Raw genomic sequence first — 17,327 nt, forward strand, 5'->3', positions numbered from 1 at the left:
CTCGAATTCATCGTCCGGGTTCTCGGGGTTGCAGCGCATGGACTTCGACGCGCTCTACCGCGGCGAGAGCCCCGGCGAGGGCATCCCGCCCATGACCACGCCCCCCTGGGACACCAAGGCGCCCAAGGACAACGTCATCGCCTGGCACGACCGCGGCTGGGTGCACGGCGACGTCCTCGACATCGGCTGCGGGCTCGGCGACAACGCCGCCTATCTGGCCGCGAACGGCTACCGGGTGACGGGACTGGACCTCTCGCCGACGGCGCTGATCACCGCCGAACGGCGGGCCGCCGACGCAGGAGTCGACGTGCGGTTCGCGGTGGCCGACGCCACCAGGCTCGACGGCTACACCGGCGCCTTCGACACTGTGGTCGACAGCGGCATGTTCCACTGTCTCGACGACGACGGGAAGCGCCGCTACGCCGCCGCGGCCCACCGCGCGACCCGGCCCGGGGCGACGTTGCTGATCAGTTGCTTCTCCGATGCCAACCCCGTCGACGACCGATGGCCCCGCCCGATGGTCTCCGAGCAGACGCTGCGCGATGTCCTCGGCGGCGCCGGCTGGGACATCGCATCGCTGGAGCCCGCCACGATGCGCCGCGAACACGACGGCACCCAGGTCGAGATGTCGTTCTGGTACGTGCGCGCGCAGCGGCGCTCGTGAACCTGCAGGGCAACGCGGCCTCCATCCGCGAAGTGTGCGACGCGGGGCTGGTCTCCGGCGCGGTGACGCTGGTCTGGCAGCGCGGAGAAGTGCTGCAGGTCAACGAGATCGGCTACCGCGACGTCGAGGCGGGGCTGCCGATGCGGCAGGACACCCTGTTCCGCATCGCGTCGATGACCAAACCCGTCACCGTCGCCGCGGTGATGAGCCTCGTCGACGAGGGCAGGCTGGCGCTGAAGGACCCGATCGTGCGCTGGGCGCCGGAACTGGCCGACGTACGGGTGCTCGACGACCCACGCGGCCCGCTGGACCGCACCCACCCGGCGCGGCGCGCCATCCTGATCGAGGACCTGCTCACCCACACCAGCGGCCTGGCCTACGGCTTCTCGGTGACCGGGCCCATCTCGCGGGCCTACGTGCGGCTGCCGTTCAACCAGGGGCCCGACGCGTGGCTGGCCGAGCTGGCCAAACTGCCGCTGGTGCACCAGCCCGGCGAGCGGGTCACCTACAGCCACTCCATCGACCTGTTGGGGGTCATCGCATCCCGTGTCGAGGGCAAGCCGTTCCACCGGGTTCTCGACGAGCGGGTGCTGGGTCCGGTGGGCATGCCCGACACCGGCTTCTTCGTGAGCCCCGAGGCGCGGCGGCGCGCCGCGACGATGTACCGCATCGACGAGCAGGGCGCCCTGCGCCACGACGTCATGGGAACCCCGCACATCAAACCGCCGGCGTTCTGCAACGCCGGCGGCGGGCTGTGGTCGACCGCCGGTGACTACCTGCGGTTCGTGCGGATGCTGCTCGGCGGCGGGACCATCGACGGCGTGCGCGTGCTCTCCGCCGAGTCGGCGCGACTCATGCGCACCGACCGGCTGACCCCCGAACTCAAGCGCCACGACTTCCTGGGAGCGCCGTACTGGGTCGGCCGCGGATTCGGGCTGAACCTGTCGGTGGTGACCGATCCGGCGCGCTCCGCCCCACTGTTCGGGCCGGGTGGGCTGGGCACGTTCAGCTGGCCCGGCGCCTACGGCACCTGGTGGCAGGCCGACCCGTCCGCCGACGACCTGGTCCTGCTGTACCTGATCCAGAACATGCCCGACATGACCGCGGACGCCGCCACGGCCGTCGCGGGCAACACGTCGCTGGCCCAACTGCGCACGGCGCAGCCGAAATTCGTCCGTCGCACCTATCGAGCGCTCGGCCTGTGAATGCCCGGCTACCCGCCTGACAGCATCGCCGGGCCCCGGCTGCTGCTGCGGCTGCCCGTCCTCGACGACGCGGGTGCGCTCTTCCAGCGGGTGGCCCGCGATCCCGAGGTCACCCGCTATCTGCTGTGGTCGCCCCACCCGGACGTGGCGGCGACGCGGCGGGTGATCAGCGAGAAGCTCAACGTCGGCGGCGACGAGCGGACCTGGGTCATCGAGCTGCGACACAGCGGCGAGGTCGTCGGGATGGTCAGCTGCCGGCAAACCGCCCCGCACTCGGTGGAGATCGGTTACTGCCTCGGCAAGCGCTGGTGGGGCAGGGGTTTGCTGTCCGAGGCGCTCGACATGCTGCTGCACGCGCTGGAATCCGACCCGCAGATCTACCGGGTGTGGGCCACCTGCAGCCCCGACAACCAGCGGTCCACCCGCCTGCTCGAGCGTGCCGGTTTCTTCCTGGAGGGCCGCCTCGCCCGGCACGTCGTCTACCCCACCATGGGGCCCGAGCCGCAGGACAGCCTGCTCTACGCCAAGATCCTGCGGTAGCGGCTCAGGCCTCGTCGGTGACCGTCCGCACCACGCCGTCGCCGTTGCCGTTGCCCCGGGCGTCGGCGGGCAGCGCGAAGACGGGCAACGCCGAGCCCAACGCGGCCGTCGCCGCGTTGCGCTGGGCCTCCATCCGCGCCAGCGCCGCCTCGGTGAACACCGACAACCCGAGGTCGGGGTTGTACCCGTGGATCTCCTTGACGTCGAGCTGGGCCAGGAAGTAGACGATCTCCTTGGACACCACCTGGCCGGGCACCAGCACCGGGAACCCCGGCGGGTAGGGCACCACGAACGTCGTCGACACCAGCGTCTTGCCCTCGGCGAGCCGCCGCCCGGCCATCCCGATCAGCACGTGCTCGCGGTCGGACTCCTCGTAACCGGCGTAGAAGGCCGAGCGCATGTCGCCGAACGAGCACGCGTCGACGGGACGGAAGGCGATGTCGAACTCGCTGAAGTCGGGCAGGTGCGGCAGGTCCTCGGTGATCTCCTCGACGCGGCGCGCCTGCAGGGCGCGGTCGTCCTTGCCGCGGTCGAGCTGCCGGCGATCCAGGTCCCAGGCGATCCGGCGCAGCACGTCGAGCAGGTAGTGCACGCTCGACCAGGTGACCCCGATGGTGAAGATCAGCAGCACGCTGTTTATGGAGGTCTTGTTGATCTGGATGCCGAACCGCTTCATCAGGATGTTCTCGCGGAAGTCGTACCCGTTCATCCCGGTCCGCCCGATGAACAAGGTGACCCGCGTCGGGTCCAGCACGAACTGATCCGATCGCCACGCCTCGTTCCACTCCGCCAGCGCGCCCTGCCGGACCTGACGGTACGAGCTCACCGACGAGGTGCGGTACTCGTCGGGCACCAGGTCGGACTCGTCGAGGATGCGGAACCACCGGCTGATCAGCGCATCCTTGCGGACGCGGTGCCGGAAGACCAGCGCCATGTTGTAGACGTGGCGGACCAGCTCGAACCCCTCGATGTCGACCTGCCGGCGCGCCAGGTCCAGCGACGCCAGCAGTTGCTGGTTCGGCGACGTCGAGGTATGGGTCAAAAACGCCTCGTCGAACGCGTCGCGGGTCAGCGCCTTGAAGTCCTGGTCACGCACGTGGATCATCGACGACTGCCGGAACGCCGACAACGACTTGTGGGTGGAGTGCGTGGCGTACACGCGGACCCGGGCGCGGGCGGGGTCGGGCAGCAGCCGCCGGTCAACCCACTCCGAGCGGTCCACGCCGTCCATCTCCGCGCTCCACTGCCGGTACTCGGCAGCGTATTCCGGCGACCTCAGCATCTGCTCGAGGCGCTCGGCCGACACCATGGCGGTCCGCTGCCGGGCCCACGGCACCGCGGTCGCGAACGCGTACCAGGCCTCGTCCCACAGGAAGCAGATGTCCGGTTTGATCGCCAGCACCTCCTCCATCACGCGGCGGGGGTTGTAGACGACGCCGTCGAAGGTGCAGTTGGTCAGCAGCAGCATGCGCACCCGGTGCAGTTGTCCCGCGGCCTCGAGGTCCAGCAGCGTCTGCTTGATGGTCTGCAGCGACACCGCACCGTAGATCGCGTACTCGGGCAGCGGATACGCGTCCAAGTACAGCGGGTAGGCCCCGGCCAGGACCAGGCCGTAGTGGTGGGACTTGTGGCAGTTGCGGTCGATGAGCACGATGTCGCCCGGCCGGGTCAGGGCCTGCACGACGATCTTGTTGGCGGTCGAGGTCCCGTTGGTGCTGAAGTAGGTCCGGTTGGAGTTCCAGGTGATGGCGGCCTTGTCCATCGCCGCCTTGATGTTGCCGTGCGGGTCCAGCAGCGAGTCCAGGCCGCCCGAGGTCGACGACGTCTCGGCCATGAAGATGTTGCGGCCGTAGAACTCGCCCATGTCCTGCAGCGACTTGGAGTTGAAGATGCTGGCGCCGCGGGCGACCGGCAGCGCGTGGAACTGGCCGACCGGGGCGGCCGCGTACGCCCGCAGGGCGTCGAAAAACGGTGTGGCGAAACGGTTCCGCAGACCCGCGAGCACCGTGCTGTGCAGGTCGGTGACGTCGTTGAGCCGGTAGAACGTGCGGTCGTAGACGTCGGGTTCGTCCTCGGTCTCCGCGGCGATCGACTCGTCGGTGAGCAGATACAGGTCGATGTGCGGCCGCAGCTCCCGCATCCATTCGGCGCACTCGACCCAGTCCTGGGTGCCTTCGCTCGCCACGTCCTGACCACCTTGGCCGACGGCGCCCAGCAGCGAGTTCGTCACCGGCATCCGGTCGCGCGAGCGCAGCGGCAGGTCGTCGCGGATGATCGCCGCCTGGATCTCGCCGTTGAGCGCGACCGCGGTGATCGCGTCCTCGATGCTGGAGACCAGCAGCAGCTCGTACTGGATCTCGTCGGAGGAGTGGCGCAGCGCCCGCAGGCACTCCGCCAGGCTGTCGGGGGCCGTCATCGGGGCGTCGTCGGCGAGCAGCACCGTGTAGAACTGCTGCTGTTTGGCCTGGGCGACCAGCTCCTGCTCGGCCAGCGACGCTGAGGTGTCGAAAAGCCCTGCGCGGTCACCGTATTCGGACAGCAGCCGCACCGCCAGCGACACCTCTTCGGCGAGCCGCACGGTGGAGAGCGCCTCCAGGTGCGCGCGGAAAGTCGCCAGGTTCGCCGCGCCCGGGTACAGCCAGTACCGCTCGTAGGCGGCCAGCCGGTCCATCAGCCGCCGCACCTTGGCCACGTCGTGGTGGATCTCCTGCTTGCTCAGGTCCACCTCGGCCAGGTGGCGGCACGCGTCGTCGAGCAGGTTCCACGTGTCCAGCCGGGTGTACGACGGGTTTGCCACCGCCGCCAGCGCGGACACGTGCAGTCGTCGCGGCCGGCCCGTGTGTCGACTCATAACCTCACCTGTCCTTTGGTGCGGATAGTTACTGTGACCCGCTCACGAGTCGGGCCCCGGGTTGCGGACCGCCTCGGCGGCGGCCCGGATCTGCGGCGTCACCAGCATCACGTGACCGAGCACCCCGTTGAGGAAGCCGGGCGACTCGTCGGTGGACAGCTCTTTGGCCAGCTGCACGGCCTCGTCCACGGCGACCGGCGCCGGCACGTCGCCGGCATAAAGCAGTTCCCACACCGACACCCGCAGGATCGCCCGGTCCACCGCGGGCAGCCGGTCCAGCGTCCAGCCCTGCAGGTGCGAACTGATCAGGTCGTCGATGTGCGCGCTGTTCTCGCCGACGCCGCGCGCCACCGTCACCGTGTACGGGTGCAGCGGCTTCACGTCGGGCTGGGACTCGGCCAGCGCGGTCCGCACGTCGACGAGCTCCCCGGGGGTCATCCCGCGCGCCTCGGCCTCGAACAGCAGGTCGACGGCGCGTTTGCGGGCGTGATGACGTCCTTTGACGGGACGCGCGGGGCGCGCGGGTCCGCTCACGCGTTGACGCGCCCCAGGTAGCTGCCGTCGCGCGAATCGACCTTCAGCTTGTCGCCGGTGTTGATGAACAACGGCACCTGGATCTCGGCGCCGGTTTCCAGCGTGGCCGGCTTGGTGCCGGCGCTGGAGCGGTCGCCCTGCAGACCCGGCTCGGTGTGGGTGACCTCGAGCTCGACGGTCACCGGCAGCTCGAGGTACAGCGCCGCCCCGTTGTGGAATGCGATCTGCACCGGCATGCCCTCGAGCAGGAAATTGGCCGCGTCGCCGACCAGGGACTCCGGCAGCGGGTGCTGCTCGTAGTCCTGGCTGTCCATGAACACGAAATCCGAGCCGTCGCGGTACAGGTAGGTGGTGTCGCGCCGGTCGACGGTCGCGGTCTCCACCTTCACCCCGGCGTTGTAGGTCTTGTCGACGACCTTGCCGGAGACCACGTTCTTCAGCTTGGTGCGCACGAAGGCCGGCCCCTTGCCGGGTTTGACGTGCTGGAACTCGACGATCTGCCACAGCTGGCCGTCGATCACCAGCACCAGTCCGTTCTTGAAGTCGGCGGTCGATGCCACGGTCGGTGTATCTCCTAGAGGATGGTCAGTTCCTTGGGGAACTGGGTCAGCAATTCCGGGCCGTGCCCGGCGGTCTCGTCAGGGACAACCAACGTGTCCTCGATGCGGACACCGCCGCGGCCGGGTAAATAGACGCCGGGCTCCACGGTCACCACGGAGCCCGCCAGTAGTGTACCGGCGGAGGTGGCGCCGATCCCCGGCGCTTCGTGGATCTGCAGGCCGACCCCGTGGCCCAGTCCGTGGCCGAACTGCTCGCCGTAGCCGGCGTCGACGATCAGCTTGCGGGCCGCGCCGTCCACGTCGCGCAGCGCGGCGCCGGGCACCAGCGCCTCCCGGCCGGCCCGCTGCGCGTCGGCGACCAGCCGATAGATCTCCAGCTGCCAGGCCGCGGCCTTACCGGCCTTGCCCAGGATGAAGGTGCGGGTCATGTCGGAGTGATATCCGGCGACCAGCGCGCCGAAGTCGATCTTGACGAAATCGCCGGCGGCGAGCACCGCGTCGGACGGGCGGTGGTGCGGGATCGCCGAGTTGGCGCCGGCCGCCACGATCGTCTCGAACGAGATCGCGTCGGCGCCGTGGTCGAACATCAGCGCTTCCAGCTCGCGGCCGACCTCGCGCTCGGTTCGCCCGGGCCGCAGGCCGCCGCGCTGCACCAGGTCGGTCAGCGCGGCGTCGGCCGCCTCGCAGGCCAGCCGCAGCAACGCCACCTCACCCTCGTCCTTGACCTCGCGCAGCGCCTCCACCGTTCCGGCGGCCCGCACCAGTTCGGTGGCCGCTTTGCGGTCCGCCAACTCGGTGGTCAGCGCGTCGAAGCCGTCGACCGTGACGACGTTGCTTTCGAAGCCCAGCTTGCCCACCCCGGCGTCGGCGGCCCGCCCGACCAGGTGGCGGCCGACGGCGCGCTCGATGGCGACCTCGATCCCGGCCGCCTGCTCGGCGGCCTGGGTGCGGTAGCGGCCGTCGGTGGCCAGCACGGGGCCACGATCGTCGGCGAACACCAGCAACGCGCCGTTGGACCCGGTGAATCCGGAAAGATAGCGGACGTTGATCAGGTCCGTGACCAGCATGGCTTCCAGCCCGCGGGCGGCGATTTGCGCCTTCAAGTTGTCTCGACGCTGCGAATGTGTCACGCCCCTTGACGGTACTCGCTACGCTGAGGGCCCATGACTAACTGGATGCTGCGCGGACTGGTGTTCGCCGGGGTGATGGTCGTCGTCCGCCTGACCCAGGGGACGATCATCAACGCCTGGCCGACCCAGGCCGGGCTGGTCAGCATCGTGCTGCTGCTGCTGTTCACCGCCGCCGCGTTCGTGTGGGGCGTGCTCGACGGCCGCGCCGACGCCATGGCCAACCCCGACCCGGACCGGCGCCGGGATCTGGCGATGACCTGGCTGCTGGCCGGCCTGGTGGCCGGCATCCTCAGCGGCGCGGTGTCCTGGATCATCGCGCTGGTCTACAAGGGCCTCTACACCGGGGGGCTGATCAACGAGCTGACGACGTTCGCGGCGTTCACCGCGCTCATCGCGTTCCTGGCCGCGATCATCGGTGTGACGGTCGGCCGCTGGCGGGTGGACCGCAATCCGCCGCCACGCGGGGCGGGCACCGACGAGGAGCGGGCCGACACCGACGTGTTCTCCGCGGTGCGCGGCGACGACACCCCCACCGGGGAGGTGGCCGTGCCGGCGGCCGCGGCAGCCGCGTCCGCCCCGGCGGCGGTGGCCACCGCCGAGCGCGAGGCCCCCACCGAGACGATCCCGACTGCCACGTGGGGCGGCAGCACCGAGGCCATGCCCACGGCCGCCGACGAGGCCAAGACCGAGGTGATCACGCCGGTCCCCGCCGACGAGGCGGGCGAGGCGACCGAAGCCACCGAAGCTGTCGCCGAGCAGCCGTCCGAGGAGCCGGAGCGCGGCTGAGCCGAACAGGCCGGCTCAGTCCCGCTGCGCGCCAGCCAAAAAGCGCAGGGCCAGCAGGTAACCCTGCACGCCCAGGCCCACGATCACCCCGGTCGCGACGGGGCTGAGGTAGGAGTGGCGCCGAAACTCTTCGCGCGCGTGCACATTGGAGATGTGCACCTCGATCAGCGGGGCGCGCAGCTCGGCACACGCGTCGCGCAGCGCGACCGAGGTGTGGGTGAGGCCGCCGGCGTTGAGGATCACCGGCTCTTCCGCGTCGGCGGCCGCATGGATCCACTCGAGCAGCTGGGCTTCGCTGTCGCTTTGCCGCACCACGGCCGTCAGCCCCAGCGCGGCGGCCTCGGCCTCGACCAGCGCGGCCAGCTCGTCGTGCGTGGTGTGTCCGTACACGCCGGGCTCGCGCCGGCCCAGCCGGCCCAGATTCGGGCCGTTGAGGACGTTGACGATCACGGGGCGCACACTCCCGCGTAGGCGGCCGCCAGCAGCGCGGGATCCGGCCCCTCCAGGCGGCCGGGTTTGGCCAGCCCGTCGAGCACGACGAACCGCAGCACGCCCGCCCGGGATTTCTTGTCGGCGGCCATGTATTCCAGCAGCTGCGGCAGCGCGTCGGCGTCGTATTCGACGGGCAGGCCCAGCGACGTCAGGACGGCCCGGTGCCGGTCGGCGGTGGCGTCGTCCAGCCGGCCGGTCAGCCGGCCCAGTTCGGCGGCGAACACCAGACCCACGGAGACCGCGGCGCCGTGCCGCCACCGGTAGCGTTCGCGGCGCTCGATGGCGTGGCCCAGGGTGTGGCCGTAGTTCAGGATCTCGCGCAGCTCCGACTCCTTCTCGTCGGCGGCCACGACCTGCGCCTTCACCGCGATCGCGCGGCGCACCAGCTCCGGCAGCACCGCACCGGAAGGGTCCGGGGCGGCCTGCGGGTCGGCCTCGATGAGGTCGAGAATCACCGGGTCGGCGATGAACCCCGCCTTGACGATCTCGGCCATCCCGGAGACCAGCTCGTTGCGCGGCAGCGTTTCCAGCGTCGCGAGGTCGACCAGCACGGCCAGCGGCTGGTGGAACGCGCCGACCAGGTTCTTGCCCGCGTCGGTGTTGATGCCGGTCTTGCCACCGACGGCGGCGTCCACCATGCCGAGCAGGCTGGTGGGCATGTGCACGATCGACACGCCGCGAAGCCAGGTGGCCGCCGCGAAGCCGGCGACGTCGGTGGCCGCGCCGCCGCCCAGGCTGACCAGGGCGTCCTTGCGGTCGATGCCGATGCGGCCCAGCACCTCCCAGATGAACCCGACGACGGGCAGCTCCTTGCCGGCTTCGGCGTCGGGGATCTCGATGCGGTGCGCATCGACGCCGTGGCCGGCCAGCCGGGCGCGGATCTCCTCGGCGCCGGCCGCCAGCGCCGGCTGGTGCAGGATCGCGACGCGGTGCCGGCCCGACAGCAGCCGGTCCAGCTCGCCCCCCAGATCGGTGCCGATGATCACCGGGTAGGGCGGATCGACGGCCACCTCGATGGTGACCGGCGCGGTCGTCCCGGTCATGTGGCCGCCCCGCTGGGCTCGGTTTCCTGCAGCCGCTCCACGATGTTGCGAACCACCGCCCCGGGGTTGCGGCGGTTGGTGTCCACCCGGATCGTCGCGACGCGCCGGTACAGCGGGACGCGCTGGGCCATCAGGTCGCGGTACCTCTCGGCGCGGTCGGGGCCGGCCAGCAGCGGCCGCGCGGTGGAACCGGCGGTGCGCCGCACCCCTTCCCGGGCGCTGATCTCCAGGTAGACGACGGGGTGGCCGGCCAGCGCCTCGCGCACCCCCGGGCTGGTGACCGCGCCCCCGCCGAGTGAGACGACCCCGTCGTGGTCGGCCAGCGCCGTGCGCACCACGTCCTCCTCGATGCGCCGGAACTCCGGCTCGCCGTCGGTGGCGAAGATGTCGGCGATGCTGCGGCCCGTCCGTTGCTCGATCGCCGCGTCGGTGTCGAGCAGCTCCACGTCGAGCGCCCTGGCCAGTCGCCGCCCGATAGTGGTCTTGCCGGAGCCGGGCAGCCCCACGAGCACCGCCTTGGGCGCCATCACGCGGTCCCACGGGCCGCCGGCGCCTCCCGCTCGGCGACCGCGCGCCGGTAGGAGTCGATGTTGCGGCGGGTCTCGGTCAGCGAGTCGCCGCCGAACTTCTGCAGCGCCGCGCGGGCCAGCACCAGCGCCACCATGGTCTCGGCCACCACGCCGGCGGCCGGCACGGCGCACACGTCCGAGCGCTGGTGGATGGCGACGGCCTCGTCGCCGGTGGCCATGTCGACCGTCGCCAGTGCCCGCGGCACCGTGGAGATGGGTTTCATCGCGGCGCGTACCCGCAGCGGCTGGCCGTTGGTCATGCCGCCCTCGAGCCCGCCGGCCCGGTTGGTCGACCGGACGACACCGTCGGGCCCGGGGTACATCTCGTCGTGGGCACGGCTGCCGCGGCGCCGCGCCGTGGCAAAGCCGTCGCCGATCTCGACGCCCTTGATCGCCTGGATCCCCATGACCGCGGCGGCCAGCTGGCCGTCGAGCCGGTTGTCGCCGCTGGTGAACGATCCCAGCCCGATCGGCAGGCCCAGCGCCACGACCTCGACCACGCCGCCGAGGGTGTCGCCGTCCTTCTTGGCGGCCTCGATCTCGGCGATCATCGACTCCTCAGCGGCCTTGTCGTAGGCGCGGACCGGGCTGGCATCGATCGCGGGCAGGTCTTCGGCGCGCGGCGGCGGGCCGTCGTAGGGTTCCGACGGCCCGATCGCGACGACATGGGACAGCACCTCGACACCCATCGCCTGGCGCAGGAACGACCGGGCGATGGTCCCGGCCGCGACGCGGGCGGCGGTCTCCCGCGCGCTGGCCCGCTCCAGCACCGGCCGGGCGTCGTCGAAGCCGTACTTGAGCATGCCCGCGTAGTCGGCGTGGCCGGGCCGCGGGCGGGTCAGGGGCGCGTTGCGCGCCGCGGAGTTCTCCAGCTCGGCGGCGTCGACCGGGTCGGTCGCCATCACGGCTTCCCATTTCGGCCATTCGGTGTTGCCGATCTCGACGGCGATGGGCCCGCCCAGGGTGATGCCGTGGCGCACCCCGGACAGCACGGTCACCGCGTCGCGCTCGAAGGCCATGCGGGCGCCGCGGCCGTAGCCCAGTCGGCGGCGGGCGAGTTGATCGGCGATGTCGGTGGAGGTGACCTTTACGCCAGCGACCATGCCTTCGAGCACGGCCACCAGCGCACGACCATGCGACTCCCCGGCGGTGATCCAGCGCAACACCGGATCATTCTCCCATGTGCACCAGGCATCGCCTAAAGCGCGCCGAGCGTGAAACTGCGGCGAAAAAACCGCCGAAAAATCGCAACCGTTTCACGCTCGGCGATGACGCCGGGCTACCAGGCCGCCACGCCCACCGCCGCCGCGGTAGCCGCGCACATCGACGGACCGTGCGGCACGGCGCGCCCGCCCCGCAGGGTCGACCACAGCGCCGTCAGCAGGGGAGCGCCCACCGCCGCCAGCAACCACACGCCGGCGCCGAAGCACCCGGTCAGCCCACCCAGGCCCGCAGCGAGCTTGACGTCCCCGGCGCCCATCGCCGCCGGCGCGCCCAGATACACGAGCAGGTACACCGCGACCAGGGCAGCCGCACCCGTCATCGCCGGCAGCGGGTGCCCGGCAACGCCGGCGGCCGTCAGCACCGCAACCGCGCCCGGCAGTGTGAGCCAGTTGGGCAGTCGTCGCTGCGCGAGGTCGTAGCCGCTCAGCGCAGCCATCCACAGCAGCGCCCCCGCGACCAACATGCCGGGCACCCTAACCCAGCGCGGCGGCCATGGCCTCTCGCGGAGCGGGCAGCCCTGTGAATTGCTCGACCTGCGCGAACGCCTGGTGCAGCAGCATCTGCAGGCCGCCGATCACCCGGCCGCCCGCGGCGGCGACCGCGGCGGCCAGCGGGGTGGGCCACGGGTCGTAGACGGCGTCCAGCAGCACCGGGATCGCGGCGAAGGTGTCGGCGTGGCGCGACGCCGCGTCCGCCGGGATGGTGCTGACCAGCACCTCCGCGGCCGCCACCCGCGCGGCCAGCCCGCCGTCGTCGTCCAGGCCGCAGAACCGCGCCGTGACGCCGGCGCGCTCACCCAGGTCCACCAGCCGGGCCGCCTTGGCGGCGTCGCGCGCCACGACGGTGATGTCGGTGACGCCGAGCCGGGCCAGCCCCACCACCGCGGCCGGGGCGGTGCCGCCGGACCCGCACACCAGCGCCGGTCCCGACGCGGTCCCGAGCGCCCCCGCCACGCCGTCGACGTCGGTGTTGTCGGCGCGCCAGCCCGCCGGGGTGCGCACCAGGGTGTTGGCCGAACCCACCAGCGCGGCGCGTTCGGTGTGGTCGTCGGCGAAGCGCAGGGCGGCGAACTTGCCGGGCATGGTCACCGAGACGCCGACCCACTCGGGCCCGAAACCGCCGACCACGCCCGGCAGTTCCTCGGCGCCGCACTCGATGCGCTCGTATGTCCAGTCGTGCAGGCCCAGCGCGCGATAGGCGGCCAGGTGCAGTTGCGGGGATTTCGAATGGGCGATCGGCTTGCCGAGCACCCCGGCCTTTCTACCGCGCGGAGTCGAGGACACCGTTGCGCTTAGCCAGCTCGATGTTGGCCAGATGCTGTTGATAGTCGCGGGTGAACAGGGTCGTCCCCTGGGCGTCGATGGTGACGAAGTACAACCAGTCCCCAGGCACGGGATGCTCGGCGGCCTGCAGCGCATCGACACCGGGCGAACAGATCGCGGTGGCGGGCAGCCCCGGCGACACGTAGGTGTTCCACGGCGTCCGCTGGGCCCGGTCGGCGTCGCTGGTGGCCACCTCGCGGCGGTGCAGCGGATAGTTCACGGTGGAGTCGAACTCGAGCGTGCGGTGTTCGTGCAGGCGGTTGTAGATCACCCGCGCCACCTTCGGGAAATCCTGCGTGTTGCTCTCCTGCTGCACCAGCGAGGCCACCACCAGGATGTCGTAGGGCGAGAGGTGCAGCGACGCCGCGGTGTCGGTCAGGCCGGACTTCATGTACTCCACCGCCCCGGCGCTGATCAGGCTGGCCAGGATGTTCGCCGGCGAGGCCGCGGGGTCGACGTTGAAGGTCCCCGGCGCGATGAGGCCCTCGATGCGGCGATGGTCGTTGCCGAGCTCGGTCACCGGTTCCATGGCCCACGGCGGCACCGCCAGCACCGCCGGCGAGCTGTTGGCCGCCGCCGCCCGCAGGTCGCCTGCCGCTACGCAGCGCCGGTTGCCGTCGAGGTCCACGCAAGTGGCCTGCGAGATCAGGCTGAAGATGCCGGGGTTGACCTTGTCGGTCTTCATGTCGGTGGTGTCGTCGAGCTGCCGGCCCTCCGGGATGACCAGGCGCCCCACCCGGTCCTTCGGGTCGGTCAGCCGCGCGACGGCGTCGGCCGCCGGGATCTCGGTGCGCAGCCGGTAGTAGCCGGGCTGGATCGCGTTGATCGCGACGTTGCCGTGCGCGGCGTTGACGAAGGCCCGGACCGTCTTGACCACGTGCTGCTTTTGTAGCGTCTCCCCGACCATGGTGGTCGAGTCGCCGGCCTGGACATGGATCACGACGTCGCGCTTGCCGTTCCCGGTGTAGTCGTCGCCGGACCCGAACATCGTGTGCCAGAGCTTGGTGCCGGCGAACACGGCCGCCACCACCACGCCGACGAGGGCGACGAGCGCGAACCTGGCCACGGTGCGCCGCCGGCGCCGGCCGCGTTCGGCGCGCTTGCGGGCCGAACGGCTCATCCGGTGCCGGGGCGGCCCGATCGTCTCCGGCTCGGCCCGTTGGCTGTCAACCATCTGCACGCTCCCCGGTGCACGGGGCGCGGCGCTGGTCGAGCCAGCTCTGCAGGATCGCGATCGCCGCCGCCTGGTCGATCACCGCCCGCTGCTCGCGGGCGCGCACGCCGGCCGAGCGCAGCGAGCGCTGGGCGCTGACGGTGGTCAGGCGTTCGTCGGCCAGCCGCACCGGGACGGGTGGAACGCGGCGCGCCAACACTTCGCCCAATTTCCCGGCCAGTTCGATCGCGTCCAGCGCGGCGGGGCCGGTGCGGTCGGCGAGGGTACGCGGCAACCCAACAACGACCTCCACCACCCCGAGTTCGGCGACCAGCTCGGCCAGCCTGCGCACGTGCCGCCCGCTCCGGTCCCGGCGCACCGTCTCCACCGGGGTGGCCAGGATGCCGTCGGGGTCACCGGCGGCCACGCCGATGCGCACGCTGCCGACGTCGACGCCGAGTCGTCGGCCCGGGCCCGGATCCTGATCGGGGTCACCGGGCCGGTCTGGCAAGCGATGCGGCGTGGGGACCACTCAACCGACCCGCGCTATCTCCGCACGCACCGCGTCGAGCGCCGCGTCGATGCCGGTCGGGTTCTTCCCGGAGCCCTGCGCCAGGTCCGGCTTGCCGCCGCCGCGCCCATCGACGGCCACGGCGAGGTGCTTCACCAGCTCGTTGGCGCGCACCCCGAGGTCCTGGGCGGCGGGATTGGCGGCGACCGCGTACGGCACCGTCCCGCCGTCACCCTCCGCGATGAGCGCCACGACCGCGGGGTCGCTGCCCAGCTTGCCGCGGATGTCGCCGACCAGCGAGCGCAGGTCGCCCGCCGTCGTCCCCGAGGACATCCGTTGCGCCACCAGCCGGACGTTACCGATCCGCTCCGCACCGGCCGCGGCGTTGGCCGCCGCGGCCCGCGTGCCCGCGAGCCGGGCCCGTTCGAGCTCTTTCTCGGCGGCCTTGAGCCGGTCCACCAGGGTGGCCACCCGGGCCGGCACCTCGTCGGACGGCACCTTCAGCGACGACGCCAGCCCGGCCATCAGCGCCCGCTCCTTGGCCAGATGGCGGAACGACTCGAGGCCGACGTAGGCCTCCACGCGGCGCACCCCGGAGCCCACCGACGATTCGCCCAGGACGGTCACCGGCCCGATCTGCGCCGAGTTGTGCACGTGGGTGCCCCCGCACAGCTCCAGCGAGAACGGCCCACCGATCTCGACCACCCGGACCTCGTCGGGATAGGCCTCGCCGAACAGCGCCAACGCGCCCATCGCCTTGGCCTTCTCCAGCCGCTCGGTGAAGGTGTGCACCGCGAAGTCGGCCTGCACCGCCTCGTTTGTCACCTCTTCGATCTGGGTGCGCTGCTCGTCGGAAAGCGGACCCTGCCAGTTGAAGTCGAACCGCAGGTACCCCGGCCGGTTGAGCGAGCCGGCCTGGACGGCGTTGGGCCCCAGCACCTGTCGCAGCGCGGCGTGCACCATGTGGGTGCCCGAATGGCCCTGGGTGGCACCGCGGCGCCAGCCCGGGTCCACGGCCGCCACGACGGTGTCGCCCTCGACGAATTCCCCGGATTCCACGTTGACCCGGTGCACCCACAGGGTTTTCGCGATCTTCTGGACGTCGGTGACCGCGGCCCGGGCGCTCTGCCCGGCCCCGGTGCCGCTGATGGTGCCCTCGTCGGCGATCTGCCCGCCGGACTCGGCGTAGAGCGGGGTGCGGTCCAGCACGAGCTCGACCTGGTAGGCGCCGTCGCGTTCGCGGTGGCCCTCGTGCGCGACCACCGGCACCCGCTTGCCGTCGACGAAGATGCCCAGAATCCTTGCCTCCGTAGTCAGCTCGGTGAAACCGGTGAACTCGGTGGGACCGGCGTCGACCAGTTCCCGATAGGCGCTCAGGTCGGCGTGGGCGTGTTTGCGCGCGGCCGCGTCGGCCTTGGCGCGGCGGCGCTGCTCGGCCATCAGTTCGCGGAAGCCGATCTCGTCGACCTGCAGGCCGGCCTCGGATGCCATCTCCAGCGTCAACTCGATCGGGAAGCCGTAGGTGTCGTGCAGGGTGAAGGCGTCCGAACCGGAAACCACCTCGGCGCCCTTTGCTTTGGTGGCGCCGACGACCTCGTCGAACAGCCTGGAACCCGACGCCAGGGTGCGGTTGAACGCGGTCTCCTCGGCGACGGCGATGCGCGCGATCCGGTCGAAGTCGATGACCAGCTCCGGGTAGGACGGGCCCATCGCATCGCGCACGGTGGCCATCAGGTCGCCGACGATCGGGCCGGCGATGTCCAGCAGCCGCGCCGAGCGGATCACGCGGCGCAGCAGCCGGCGCAACACGTAGCCGCGTCCGTCGTTGCCGGGGGTCACCCCGTCGCCGATCAGGATGGCCGCCGTGCGGCTGTGGTCGGCGATGACCCGGTAGCGCACGTCGTCGTCGTGGTTCCCGACGTCGTAGGGGCGAGCGGCCACCGCCGCGACAGTGTCGATGACCGGCCGCAGCAGGTCGGTTTCATAGACGTTGTGCACGTCCTGCAGGATGAACGCGACCCGCTCGACGCCCATGCCGGTGTCGATGTTCTTGCGGGGCAACGGCCCGAGGATCTCGAAGTCGGTCTTGGAAGTGCCCTGGCCGCGCTCGTTCTGCATGAACACGAGGTTCCAGATCTCGATGTAGCGGTCCTCGTTGGCGATCGGGCCGCCGCCCACGCCGAACTCCTCGCCGCGGTCGTAGTAGATCTCCGAGGACGGTCCGCACGGCCCGGGGATGCCCATCGACCAGTAGTTGTCTTCCATGCCGCGGCGCTGGATGCGGTCGACCGGCAGCCCGGCGATCTCCTGCCACAGCCGCACGGCCTCGTCGTCATCGAAATAGACTGTCGTCCAGATTCTTTGGGGATCCAGGCCGTAGCCGCCGGCGTCCACCGGGGTGGTCAGCAGGCGCCACGCCAGTTCGACGGCCTCGCGCTTGAAGTAGTCGCCGAACGAGAAGTTCCCAGCCATCTGGAAGAACGTGTTGTGCCGGGTGGTGATCCCGACCTCGTCGATATCGGGTGTGCGGATGCACTTCTGGATGCTGGTGGCCTTCGAGTAGGGCGGGGTGCGCTGCCCCAGGAAGTACGGCACGAACTGGACCATGCCGGCGTTGACGAACAGCAGGTTGGGATCCTCGAGGATCACCGACGCGCTGGGCACCTTGGTGTGTCCCGCCTTCACGAAGTGATCGAGGAACCTCTTCCTGATCTCGTGTGTCTGCACTCTTTTCCGCTCTTCC

The 17,327-nt window shown here is 71.1% G+C and carries 17 protein-coding genes; 4 read left to right on the forward strand and 13 right to left on the reverse strand.

The features are described 5' to 3' along the window. The first annotated feature begins 28 nt into the window (after window positions 1–28). The 3 genes from AB8998_RS18425 to AB8998_RS18435 are packed head-to-tail and all read left to right on the forward strand — an operon-like array spanning window position 29 to window position 2,409. The gene (locus AB8998_RS18425; protein WP_369741644.1) at window positions 29–664 is read left to right on the forward strand and encodes a class I SAM-dependent methyltransferase; all 636 of its coding nucleotides are present in this window, start codon (window positions 29–31) and stop codon (window positions 662–664) included. Beyond that, window positions 661–1,869, forward strand: coding sequence for a serine hydrolase domain-containing protein (locus AB8998_RS18430; protein ID WP_369739190.1), 1,209 nt, complete (start codon window positions 661–663; stop codon window positions 1,867–1,869). The genes AB8998_RS18425 and AB8998_RS18430 overlap by 4 nt, the downstream gene beginning before the upstream one ends. Continuing rightward, entirely contained in the window at window positions 1,870–2,409 is a 540-nt protein-coding gene (locus AB8998_RS18435) for a GNAT family N-acetyltransferase (protein ID WP_369739191.1), read from the forward strand. It abuts the gene before it with no gap. A 4-nt stretch (window positions 2,410–2,413) separates the two neighbouring features. Here the strand turns inward: AB8998_RS18435 and AB8998_RS18440 are convergent, their stop codons facing one another. The 4 genes from AB8998_RS18440 to AB8998_RS18455 are packed head-to-tail and all read right to left on the reverse strand — an operon-like array spanning window position 2,414 to window position 7,484. Then, window positions 2,414–5,260, reverse strand: coding sequence for an aminotransferase class I/II-fold pyridoxal phosphate-dependent enzyme (locus AB8998_RS18440; protein WP_369739192.1), 2,847 nt, complete (start codon window positions 5,258–5,260; stop codon window positions 2,414–2,416). Between the two features lie 42 nt (window positions 5,261–5,302). Further along, window positions 5,303–5,794 carry a transcription antitermination factor NusB gene (nusB, locus tag AB8998_RS18445; protein ID WP_369739193.1) on the reverse strand — a complete coding sequence of 164 codons (492 nt, stop codon included), beginning with the start codon at window positions 5,792–5,794 and terminating at the stop codon, window positions 5,303–5,305. Further along, on the reverse strand, window positions 5,791–6,354 hold the full coding sequence (gene efp, locus AB8998_RS18450) for an elongation factor P (protein WP_369739194.1): 564 nt from the start codon (window positions 6,352–6,354) through the stop codon (window positions 5,791–5,793). Before efp ends, nusB begins: the two co-directional genes overlap by 4 nt. A 14-nt stretch (window positions 6,355–6,368) precedes the next feature. After that, window positions 6,369–7,484, reverse strand: coding sequence for a M24 family metallopeptidase (locus AB8998_RS18455; RefSeq protein WP_369739195.1), 1,116 nt, complete (start codon window positions 7,482–7,484; stop codon window positions 6,369–6,371). 33 nt (window positions 7,485–7,517) lie between these two features. Between AB8998_RS18455 and AB8998_RS18460 the strand changes: the two genes are divergently transcribed. After that, window positions 7,518–8,270, forward strand: coding sequence for a B-4DMT family transporter (locus AB8998_RS18460; RefSeq protein WP_369739196.1), 753 nt, complete (start codon window positions 7,518–7,520; stop codon window positions 8,268–8,270). A 15-nt stretch (window positions 8,271–8,285) separates the two neighbouring features. Here the strand turns inward: AB8998_RS18460 and aroQ are convergent, their stop codons facing one another. From aroQ to alaS, 9 genes are all read right to left on the reverse strand, one after another. Further along, a complete protein-coding gene (gene aroQ / locus AB8998_RS18465) occupies window positions 8,286–8,729 on the reverse strand; it encodes a type II 3-dehydroquinate dehydratase (RefSeq protein WP_369739197.1) in 444 nt (147 codons plus the stop codon). Beyond that, window positions 8,717–9,805 carry a 3-dehydroquinate synthase gene (aroB, locus tag AB8998_RS18470; protein ID WP_369739198.1) on the reverse strand — a complete coding sequence of 363 codons (1,089 nt, stop codon included), beginning with the start codon at window positions 9,803–9,805 and terminating at the stop codon, window positions 8,717–8,719. The genes aroQ and aroB overlap by 13 nt, the downstream gene beginning before the upstream one ends. Next, window positions 9,802–10,332: a shikimate kinase gene (locus tag AB8998_RS18475; protein ID WP_369739199.1), complete on the reverse strand. Its 531-nt coding sequence runs from the start codon at window positions 10,330–10,332 to the stop codon at window positions 9,802–9,804. Before AB8998_RS18475 ends, aroB begins: the two co-directional genes overlap by 4 nt. Next, window positions 10,332–11,540 carry a chorismate synthase gene (gene aroC, locus AB8998_RS18480; protein ID WP_369739200.1) on the reverse strand — a complete coding sequence of 403 codons (1,209 nt, stop codon included), beginning with the start codon at window positions 11,538–11,540 and terminating at the stop codon, window positions 10,332–10,334. Before aroC ends, AB8998_RS18475 begins: the two co-directional genes overlap by 1 nt. A gap of 113 nt (window positions 11,541–11,653) precedes the next feature. After that, window positions 11,654–12,061, reverse strand: coding sequence for a prepilin peptidase (locus AB8998_RS18485; protein WP_369739201.1), 408 nt, complete (start codon window positions 12,059–12,061; stop codon window positions 11,654–11,656). 10 nt (window positions 12,062–12,071) lie between these two features. Beyond that, window positions 12,072–12,881 (reverse strand): shikimate dehydrogenase, encoded by an 810-nt coding sequence (locus AB8998_RS18490; RefSeq protein ID WP_369739202.1) that lies wholly within the window; start codon window positions 12,879–12,881, stop codon window positions 12,072–12,074. Further along, window positions 12,859–14,094, reverse strand: coding sequence for an endolytic transglycosylase MltG (locus tag AB8998_RS18495; RefSeq protein ID WP_369739203.1), 1,236 nt, complete (start codon window positions 14,092–14,094; stop codon window positions 12,859–12,861). Before AB8998_RS18495 ends, AB8998_RS18490 begins: the two co-directional genes overlap by 23 nt. Then, complete coding sequence (ruvX, locus tag AB8998_RS18500; RefSeq protein ID WP_369739204.1) at window positions 14,087–14,605, reverse strand: Holliday junction resolvase RuvX; 519 nt, start codon at window positions 14,603–14,605, stop codon at window positions 14,087–14,089. The genes AB8998_RS18495 and ruvX overlap by 8 nt, the downstream gene beginning before the upstream one ends. Next, on the reverse strand, window positions 14,606–17,311 hold the full coding sequence (alaS, locus tag AB8998_RS18505) for an alanine--tRNA ligase (RefSeq protein ID WP_369739205.1): 2,706 nt from the start codon (window positions 17,309–17,311) through the stop codon (window positions 14,606–14,608). Window positions 17,312–17,327 lie beyond the last annotated feature (16 nt).

The organism is Mycobacterium sp. HUMS_12744610, assembly GCF_041206865.1.
GTDB lineage: Bacteria > Actinomycetota > Actinomycetes > Mycobacteriales > Mycobacteriaceae > Mycobacterium > Mycobacterium servetii.

Coding starts and splice junctions, on each gene's coding strand:
- AB8998_RS18435 (WP_369739191.1), top strand. CDS start 1,870: ATGCCCGGCTACCCGCCTGACAGCATCGCCGGGCCCCGGCTGCTGCTG.
- AB8998_RS18440 (WP_369739192.1), bottom strand. CDS start 5,260: ATGAGTCGACACACGGGCCGGCCGCGACGACTGCACGTGTCCGCGCTG.
- AB8998_RS18460 (WP_369739196.1), top strand. CDS start 7,518: ATGACTAACTGGATGCTGCGCGGACTGGTGTTCGCCGGGGTGATGGTC.
- aroB (WP_369739198.1), bottom strand. CDS start 9,805: ATGACCGGGACGACCGCGCCGGTCACCATCGAGGTGGCCGTCGATCCG.
- AB8998_RS18475 (WP_369739199.1), bottom strand. CDS start 10,332: ATGGCGCCCAAGGCGGTGCTCGTGGGGCTGCCCGGCTCCGGCAAGACC.
- AB8998_RS18485 (WP_369739201.1), bottom strand. CDS start 12,061: ATGTTGGTCGCGGGGGCGCTGCTGTGGATGGCTGCGCTGAGCGGCTAC.
- AB8998_RS18495 (WP_369739203.1), bottom strand. CDS start 14,094: ATGGTTGACAGCCAACGGGCCGAGCCGGAGACGATCGGGCCGCCCCGG.